Source organism: Halomonas saccharevitans (assembly GCF_032333995.1).
GTDB lineage: Bacteria > Pseudomonadota > Gammaproteobacteria > Pseudomonadales > Halomonadaceae > Halomonas > Halomonas saccharevitans.
On record NZ_JAVXUR010000007.1, the window covers coordinates 82,529 to 91,087 of the forward strand.

An 8,559-nucleotide genomic window follows, 5' to 3' on the forward strand; every position below is an offset into this window, starting at 1 on the left:
GGAGCTGCAAGGGAATAACAAGACGCCCCGGCGGCTGGCCGGGGCGTTGTGTGGTACCTGGTTCAGAGGGTTAATCCAGAGGCTCAGGCCGGCTGGTGGCGCAGCACCTTGGTCTTGTCGGTGACGAAGGCGTCGTAGGCGAAGTCATCCACGGTGAGCAGCTCCAGCACCGCAGCCTCGCGCTCCTGCATGAAGGTGGCGTCCTCCTCGCCGATCAGCCCCGCCGCCAGGGCCGCCTCGACCCGCGCTTCCGGATGCAGCGCCTCGGCCGGCAGCTGGCCCTTGGCGTAGGCCTTGTTGACCCGGCGATAGAGCGCCTCGGCGCGTTCCTGGCTCGCCAGCAGCGCGTTGTAGCGGGCCAGCGGGTTGTCCCGGCTGCCATCGTTCTCCTGCCAGGTGGCGTCGAGCAGGTGGCGGCGCAGGGGCGTGTCCCGGGAGACGTTCTGGGCGATCTCGCGGGTCAGGGTGTCCTCGGGGCGCTTCCAGCGCCGACCCGTCGGCATCACGATGACGCGCAGCGTGCGGCCCAGGGCGCGGCTCGGCAGGTTGTCGAACAGCTCGTCCAGGGCCTGCTCGGCACGCCCCAGCAGGAACCGGCAGCCGTAGTGCAGCAGGGCCGCCTCGCCCTCGACCTTGTGGCCTTCGTGCCACTGCTTGAGCGTCATCGAGGCGAGATAGAGGTTGGAGAGCACGTCGCCGAGGCGCGCGGAGAGCATCTCACGCTGCTTGAGCTGCGACCCCAGGCTCGCCATGGCGGCGTCGGCGCAGAGCCCGAAGCCGGCGGAGAGCCGCGCGATGTCCCGGGCGTAGGGGGCGGCGATCTCGTCGAAGGGCACGCTCGGCTGGCCGAGCCCCAGGCCCTGGGTGAGGGCGCGGGCGGCGTTGCCGAAGATCAGCCCGGCGTGGCCGAAGAAAGACCGGTCGAAGGCCGCGGCGTCGTCTGCATCCTTGGCGGCCAGCTCCTCGAGCACGTAGGGATGGCAGCGGATGGCGCCCTGACCGAAGATCATCAGGTTGCGGGTCATGATGTTGGCGCCCTCGACGGTGATCGCCACCGGGTTGGCGCTGTAGCCGATGCCGAGGTAGTTGCGCGGCCCCAGGGTGACCGCCTTGCCGCCGTGGATGTCCATGGCATCGCCGAGGATCACCCGCTGGAACTCGGTGAGCTGGCTCTTGAGGATCGCCGAGGGCACCGCCGGCTTCTCGCCATGATCGATGGTGTTGGCGGTCTGGTAGACGGCGGCCCGGGAGACATAGGCCAGCGCAGCCATGCGCGCCAGGGGCTCCTGGATGCCCTCCATCTCGGCCACCGGCACGTTGAACTGGCGGCGGATCCGCGCGAAGCCGCCGCTCCAGCCCAGCGCATAGCGGGCGGTGCCGGTGGCGCCGGAGGGCAGGGTGATGCAGCGCCCGATGGAGAGGCACTCGACCAGCATCCGCCAGCCCTGGCCGATCATCTCCGGGCCGCCGATGATGGTGGAGAGCGGCACGAAGACGTCGTGGCCCTTGATCGGCCCGTTGAGGAAGGGGCTGCCGATGGGATGGTGGCGGCGGCCGATCTCCATGCCGTCGGTGTCGCGGGGAATCAGCGCCAGGGTGATGCCGCGATCTTCCTCCTCGCCGAGCAGCTGGTCCGGGTCGAAGAGCCGGAAGGCCAGGCCCACGACGCTGGCGATGGGCGCCAGGGTGATCCAGCGCTTCTCGAAGTTCAGCCGGAGGCCCAGGACCTCCTCGCCGTCGACCATCTGCTTGCAGACCACGCCGGTGTCGGGAAGGGCCGTGGCATCGCTGCCGGCCCGCGGGCCGGTCAGGCCGAAGCAGGGGATCTCGCGGCCGTCGGCCAGGCGCGGCAGATAGTGATCCTTCTGCTGTTCGGTGCCGTACTTCAGCAGCAGCTCGCCCGGCCCCAGGGAGTTGGGCACGCCCACGGTGACCATCAGCGTCTCGCTGACCGAGAGCTTCTGCAGCACCAGGGACTGCGCCTTGGCCGAGAAGCCCAGGCCGCCGTAGGCCTTGGGGATGATCATGCCGAAGAAGCCTTCCTGCTTGAGGTAGTCCCAGAGTTCCTGGGGCAGGTCGGCGCGTTCCCGGGCGATCTCCCAGGCGTTGCACATGCCGGCGGCCACGCTGCACTGGTGATCGAGGAAGGCGCGCTCCTCGTCCGAGAGCCCCTCGTCGCGATAGTCGAGCAGCTTTTTCCAGTCGGGACGCCCGGTGAAGAGTTCGCCGTCCCAGGCCACGCTGCCGGCTTCGAGTGCGGTGCGCTCGGTATCCGAGACCTTGGGGGCGACCTTCTTGAACAGGGCGAAGAGTCGTGGCGTGAGCCAGCGGGTACGCAGGGCGGGCAAGCCGCAGACGGTGATGGCCGCGGCGGCGATCATCAGCAGCACGCCGAGGATCGACGCGCCGGCGACCAGGCCGACGAGGCCGAGCCCCGCGGTCACGGCCAGGGCGGGCAGGGCGCCGGCCTCCCGGCGCATCACGATGAGCAGGCCGGCAATGGCCAGCACGAGCAGGGTCAGGGTCAGCATGGTGGGCTCCGACAGATTCGAACACTTGTTTGAATGCCCTCAGCCTAGCGCATCCCGAGCCCGGCGGCCAATCCCCTCGATGCAGTTTTCCCTCTCCAAGTCCGAGAGGATCATGGAGGCAGGTCTACGCGGGGCGCCGTGAACCCTTCCCTGGGCGCTACTTTTGACATCCATGGCAAAAGACCCCTCTTCGACCTGCCTCCATTCACCCTCGATGTCCGACCGTTCAACGCAAGTTGCCCCGCACGGGGGCGGGGCGGCTCGGTGTTGCTCGGCTAACCGATCAGGCCGTACGGCGCTGCGGTTCCCGCTGGGCGGGGGCGTCGCCCGCCACGTAGTAGGGGGCGTCGCTTCTCGGCAGCGGCTCTCGGCCGCGGATCTTGTCGGCCATCTTCTCGGCGAGCATGATCGTCGGCGCGTTGAGGTTGCCGGTGGGGATCACCGGGAACAGCGAGGCGTCGACCACCCGCAGGCCCTCCAGGCCGTGGACCCGGCCGGCGCCGTCGACCACGGCATCGTCCCCCTCGCCCATCCGGCAGCTGCCGCAGGGGTGGTAGGCGGTCTCGGCATGGGCCTTGACGAAGGCGTCGAGCGCTTCATCGGACTGCACGTCCGGCCCCGGCGAGACCTCCCGGCCGCGGTATTTGTCGAAGGCCGGCTGGGCGATGATCTCGCGGGTCAGGCGAATGGCGTCGCGAAACTCCTGCCAGTCCTTCTCGGTGGCCATGTAGTTGAACAGTATCGAGGGTGCGGCCTCGGGATCGCGGGAGGTCAGGCGCACGCGGCCGCGGCTCTCCGAGCGCATGGAGCCCACGTGGGCCTGGAAGCCGTGGGCCTGCACCGCGCTCTTGCCGTTGTAGCTGATGGCGATGGGCAGGAAGTGGTACTGCAGATTGGGCCACGCCTCCTCGTCGCTCGAGCGGATGAAACCCGCCGCCTCGAACTGGTTGCTGGCGCCAATGCCTTTGCCGAACAGCATCCACTCGGCGCCGATCTTCGGCTGGTTGTACCACTTGAGCGCCGGGTAGAGCGAGATCGGCTGGGTGCACTCGTACTGGATGTACATCTCCAGGTGGTCCTGCAGGTGCGCGCCGACGTTGTCGTTGACCTGAACGGCCTCGATGCCGAATTCGTCGAGCACGTCCTTGGGACCCACGCCGGAGCGCTGCAGGATCTGCGGCGAGGCGATGGCGCCGGCGCACAGCAGTACCTCGCGGCGGGCGTGAACCGCCTGGGGCTTGCCGTGGCGGGCGTAGCGCACGCCGGTGGCGCGCTTGTCCTCGAAGGTGATGACATCGGTGATGGCGCGAGTCTCGATGGTCAGGTTTGCCCGGCCCTTGGCCTGGTCGAGGTAGCCCCTGGCGGTGGAGGCGCGTCGCCCTTTTGGGGTGACGAAGCGGTCCATGGGGCCGAAGCCCTCCTGCTGGTAGCCGTTGACGTCCTCGGTGGCCGGATAGCCGGCCTGCTGGCCCGCCTCGATGAAGGCGTGATAGAGCGGATTGTTGCCTTCCTTGGGCGTGGTCACGCTGACCGGGCCGTCGCCGCCGTGGTAGGCGTTGGGGCCGATGTCGCGGGTCTCGGACTTCCTGAAGTAGGGCAAGCAGTCGGCGTAGGTCCAGTCCCCGAGACCCTTCTGCTTGGCCCAGCCGTCATAGTCCAGGGCATTGCCGCGGATGTAGCACATGCCGTTGATCAGCGAGGAGCCGCCGAGGCCCTTGCCGCGGCCGCATTCCATGCGCCGGCCGTCCATGTGGGGCTCCGGGTCGGTCTCGAAGGCCCAGTTGTAGCGCTTGCCCTGCAGCGGGTAGGCCAGGGCCGCCGGCATCTGGGTGCGGAAGTCGAAGCGATGATCGGGGCCGCCGGCCTCGAGCAGCAGCACGCTGACGTCCGGGTCCTCGGTCAGGCGGGTGGCCAGGACGTTGCCGGCGGAGCCGGCGCCGATGATGACGTAATCGAATTCACGGGACGGGGACATGGGGCCTCCCTGAAACAGTCAAAAGGGGCGCGTTGCAAGCGGCGCAGGGGACGTTTGCCGGTCGGAAACGCCAAGTACCCTCGCGTTCCGTTTATGCGCGATTAAGGGTGCCGGAGGAGACGTCTCCGGTGCCGGGCGAGAGGCGCGCCGGGGATCGCTCGAAGAGGAGGTCCGACGCCAGGGATGGCGTCGGTAGCGCCCATGGAGGGGTTCACAGCGCCTCCTCGAAGAGCGGTCCCCGGCGAAGCGCCTCGCTCCCGGGGTCACGACGTGGCCTCAGAACACCGATTCGAAGGGGCCCATCTCGACCTGCACCGACTTGGTCTGGGTGTAGTGAGCCAGGGTCTCGATGCCGTTCTCGCGACCCACGCCGGACTGCTTGACGCCGCCCACGGGCATCTCGGCGGGGGACTCGCCCCAAGTGTTGATCCAGCAGATGCCCGCCTCCAGGCGCCGGATCACGCGGTGGGCGCGGTTGAGCCCCTCGGTGAAGACGCCGGCGGCCAGGCCGTACTCGGTGTCGTTGGCGCGGCGGATCACCTCCTCCTCGTCGTCGAAGGCGAGCACGGACATCACCGGGCCGAAGATCTCCTCGCGAACGATGCGCATCTCGTCGGTGCAGTCGGTGAAGATGGTTGGTGCGGCCCAGGCGCCCTTGGCCCAGTCGAGGCCATCTGCGTCGCCCTGGTCCCAGGCCTCGCCGCCGGCCAGCACCCGGGCGCCTTCCTGCTGGCCCAGCGCGATGTAGGCGAGCACCTTGTCCTGGTGCTCGAAGCTCACCAAGGGCCCGAAGTTGACGCTCGGATCCAGCGGGTCGCCGGCGCGGATGCGCGCCACCCGCTCGACGAGCTTCGCCTCGAAGGCCGCCTTCACGGCGCGATCGACGAAGACCCGGGTGCCGTTGGTACAGATCTGCCCGCTGGAGTAGAAGTTGGCCATCATCGCGGCGTCGGCGGCGCGGTCCAGGTCGGCATCGGCGAAGACGATCAGCGGCGACTTGCCGCCGAGCTCCATGGTCACGTCCTTGAGCGTCGAGCCGCCGGCCGCGGCCATCACCTTGCGGCCCGTGCCCGCCTCGCCGGTGAACGAGATCTTGTCGATGCCGCGGTGGCCGGTGAGCATCTCCCCGACCCGGGCATCGCCCTGGACCACGTTGAAGACGCCGTCGGGCAGACCGGCCTCGCTGAATATCTCGGCGAGGATCATGGTGGTCAGCGGGGTGACTTCGCTGGGCTTGAAGACCACGGCGTTGCCGGCGGCCAGCGCCGGGGCGCTCTTCCAGCAGGCGATCTGGATCGGGTAGTTCCAGGCGCCGATGGCGCCGATCACGCCCAGCGGCTCACGGCGAGTGTAGACGAAGGAGTCCTCGCGCAGCGGGATCTGGGCGCCCTCGAGGGCCGGGGCCAGGCCGGCGTAGTACTCGAGCACGTCGGCGCCGGTGACGATGTCCACGGCCGCGGTCTCGCTGATCGGCTTGCCGGTGTTACGGGTCTCGAGCTCGGCGATCTCGTCATTGCGCTCGCGCAGCAGCGCGACGGCGCGGTAAAGGATGCGGCCACGCTCCATGCCGCTCATCGCTCCCCAGGCGCGCTGGCCCTGGCGCGCCGCGGCCACGGCGGCGTCCACGTCGGCCGCGGCGGCCTGGGGCACCTCGGCGAGCAGCGAGCCGTCGAAGGGGTTGACCACGGGGAAGGTCTCGCCCGAGGTGGCGGCCGTGTGGCGGCCATCGATGTAGAGGGTCTGGGGGGCGGAAAGTGCCATGCTGACCTCCGTTCAGGTAGCGGAAAGGGTGTCGTGCGTCTCGAGCAGTCGGTCCAGGTAGTCGTGGGCCAGACGACGCGCTTCGTCGCTGTCCAGGCCGTTGGGCGTCAGCGCGCCGCGCAGCCAGAGGCCGTCGATCAGGGCGGCCAGGGCTCGGGCGCAGGCGCGCGCCTCGTGACGGGGCATCAGCCGGCGGAACTGATGACAGAGATTGGCGTAGAGGCGCCGGTCGTTGACGTTCTGAAGGCGCGCCAGCGTCGGCCGATGCATGCTGCTGGCCCAGAAGGCCAGCCAGGTCTTGGCGACCGGGCCGGTGACCTGGCTGCCATCGAAGTTGCCATCGATGATGGCGCCCAGGTGCGCCCGCGGGCTCGCGGTCTTGAGCGCGTTGCGCCGTGCGGCCACCGCCGCGCCCAGGTCGCTCAGGATCTGGCGCATGGTGGCCTCCAGCAGGCCGTCCTTGCCGCCGAAGTAGTGGCTGATGATGCCGGCGGAGACCCCCGCGTGGCGGGCGATGCGCATCACCGTCGCGTCGGCCAGGCCGACCTCGTCGATGGCCGCCATGGTCGCCTTGATCAGCTGCTGGCGGCGGATGGGTTCCATTCCGACCTTTGGCACCGTTGCTGGCTCCTGTCCCGAGAATTGATGTTGCACCCAACGCATCAGGCGTGGTTACCATGTAGCATGCCATTTCTTTATTGAACGTTCAATCAATAAAGGTCCGGTGGGGTCTTCCCCTATCGGTCGGCGGCGCTGCCGTCGCGGCTATACTTGATGTCCAACAAGAGGAACGCTTTCATGAATACGACCCTCCTGAATCGTCGCATGACCTTCGGTGTCGGCGCCGCCGCCCTTGGATTCGCCGTCGCACCGCTGCAGGCCGCCGAGCCCGAGAGCTGCGAGAAGGTGCGCTTCGCCGAGGTCGGCTGGACCGACATCACGGCCACCACCGCCCTGACCACCGAGGTGCTCGAGGCGCTGGGCTACGAGACCCGCATCGATACCGTCTCGGTGCCGATCGCCTATTCCGGCATGAAGAACGACGACTTCGACGTCTTCCTGGGCAACTGGATGCCCTCCATGGCCTCGATCAGCGATCCCTACGTCGAGGATGGCAGCGTCGATCGCCTGGGCGCCAACCTCGAAGGCGCCAAGTACACCCTGGCGGTGCCGCAGTACGTGCACGATGCCGGCGTCACCTCGGTGGCCGATCTCGCCGAGCATGCCGAGAAGTTCGACGGCAATATCCACGGCATCGAGGCCGGCAACGACGGCAACCAGCTGATCCAGGACATGATCGACGACGATGCCTTCGGCCTCGGCGACTGGTCGCTGGTCGACTCCAGCGAGGCCGGCATGCTGGCCGAGCTGAGCGCACGCACCCCCGACGAGACCTGGATGGTGTTCCTCGGTTGGGAGCCGCATCCCATGAACACCAACTATGACATGGCCTACCTGTCGGGGGCCGACGATTACTTCGGCCCCAACCTGGGCGGGGCGACCGTCTATACCAACACCCGCGGCGGCTATGCCGAGGAGTGTGGCAACGTCGGGACGCTGCTCGAGAACCTCGAGTTCACCCTCACCATGGAGAACCAGCTGATGGGGCAGATCTCGGATCAGGGCGAGGATCCCCGCGAGGCGGCCCGCGACTACCTGCAGGCTAATCCCGCGGTGCTCGAGACCTGGCTCGAGGGTGTCACTACCCGCGAGGGCGAGCCGGGGCTGCCGGCGGTGAAGGAGGCGCTCGATATCGAGAGCTGAGTGCCTCGCGGGCTTGCCATGGCGCGAGCCCGCGTGCATAATTCATCCCCGTTGCCCGGCCTTGGTCGGGCAACCTGTTGATAAGGCTACGTAGCTCAGCTGGTTAGAGCACATCACTCATAATGATGGGGTCCCCTGTTCGAATCAGGGCGTAGCCACCAGAACACGCAGAAACGCCCGTCAGGCTCCGGCCCGTCGGGCGTTTTTCGTTGGGCCTGTTTCGTGGGTGCCGGCCGGCCGTGCGGGCACCAAATTGCCAATCGCGGCTTGACCTTGCGAGCCCGATCCGTATACTACGCCCCGTGTTCGAGGTCATTCCCCGATAGCTCAGTTGGTAGAGCAAATGACTGTTAATCATTGGGTCACAGGTTCGAGTCCTGTTCGGGGAGCCAACTTCGCTCAGCGTGTCACGCTACACGCGGCGACGAACACCATGCGGCATGCGGTCATTCCCCGATAGCTCAGTTGGTAGAGCAAATGACTGTTAATCATTGGGTCACAGGTTCGAGTCCTGTTCGGGGAGCCAAC

The 8,559-nt window shown here is 67.9% G+C and carries 5 protein-coding genes and 3 tRNA genes; 4 read left to right on the plus strand and 4 right to left on the minus strand.

From position 1 onward, the window contains the following. Positions 1-83 precede the first annotated feature (83 nt). The 4 genes from RSO68_RS15165 to betI all read right to left on the minus strand — a co-directional run bounded on the left by RSO68_RS15165 (position 84) and on the right by betI (position 6,885). The gene (locus RSO68_RS15165; protein WP_315587194.1) at positions 84-2,531 is read right to left on the minus strand and encodes an acyl-CoA dehydrogenase; all 2,448 of its coding nucleotides are present in this window, start codon (positions 2,529-2,531) and stop codon (positions 84-86) included. Between the two features lie 283 nt (positions 2,532-2,814). Next, positions 2,815-4,506: a choline dehydrogenase gene (gene betA, locus RSO68_RS15170; RefSeq protein ID WP_315587195.1), complete on the minus strand. Its 1,692-nt coding sequence runs from the start codon at positions 4,504-4,506 to the stop codon at positions 2,815-2,817. A 276-nt stretch (positions 4,507-4,782) separates the two neighbouring features. Continuing rightward, positions 4,783-6,267 (minus strand): betaine-aldehyde dehydrogenase, encoded by a 1,485-nt coding sequence (betB, locus tag RSO68_RS15175; RefSeq protein WP_315587196.1) that lies wholly within the window; start codon positions 6,265-6,267, stop codon positions 4,783-4,785. Positions 6,268-6,279: 12 nt separating this feature from the next. Continuing rightward, positions 6,280-6,885, minus strand: coding sequence for a transcriptional regulator BetI (betI, locus tag RSO68_RS15180; protein WP_175535005.1), 606 nt, complete (start codon positions 6,883-6,885; stop codon positions 6,280-6,282). 180 nt (positions 6,886-7,065) lie between these two features. On the opposite strand from betI, the gene RSO68_RS15185 reads away from it, so the two are divergent. From RSO68_RS15185 to RSO68_RS15200, 4 genes are all read left to right on the plus strand, one after another. Continuing rightward, entirely contained in the window at positions 7,066-8,031 is a 966-nt protein-coding gene (locus tag RSO68_RS15185) for a choline ABC transporter substrate-binding protein (RefSeq protein WP_390882423.1), read from the plus strand. Between the two features lie 84 nt (positions 8,032-8,115). After that, positions 8,116-8,192 (plus strand) — tRNA-Met (locus RSO68_RS15190). A 155-nt stretch (positions 8,193-8,347) separates the two neighbouring features. Then, positions 8,348-8,423, plus strand: a tRNA-Asn gene (locus RSO68_RS15195). A gap of 58 nt (positions 8,424-8,481) precedes the next feature. Then, positions 8,482-8,557 (plus strand) — tRNA-Asn (locus RSO68_RS15200). The last annotated feature ends 2 nt before the right edge of the window (positions 8,558-8,559 follow it).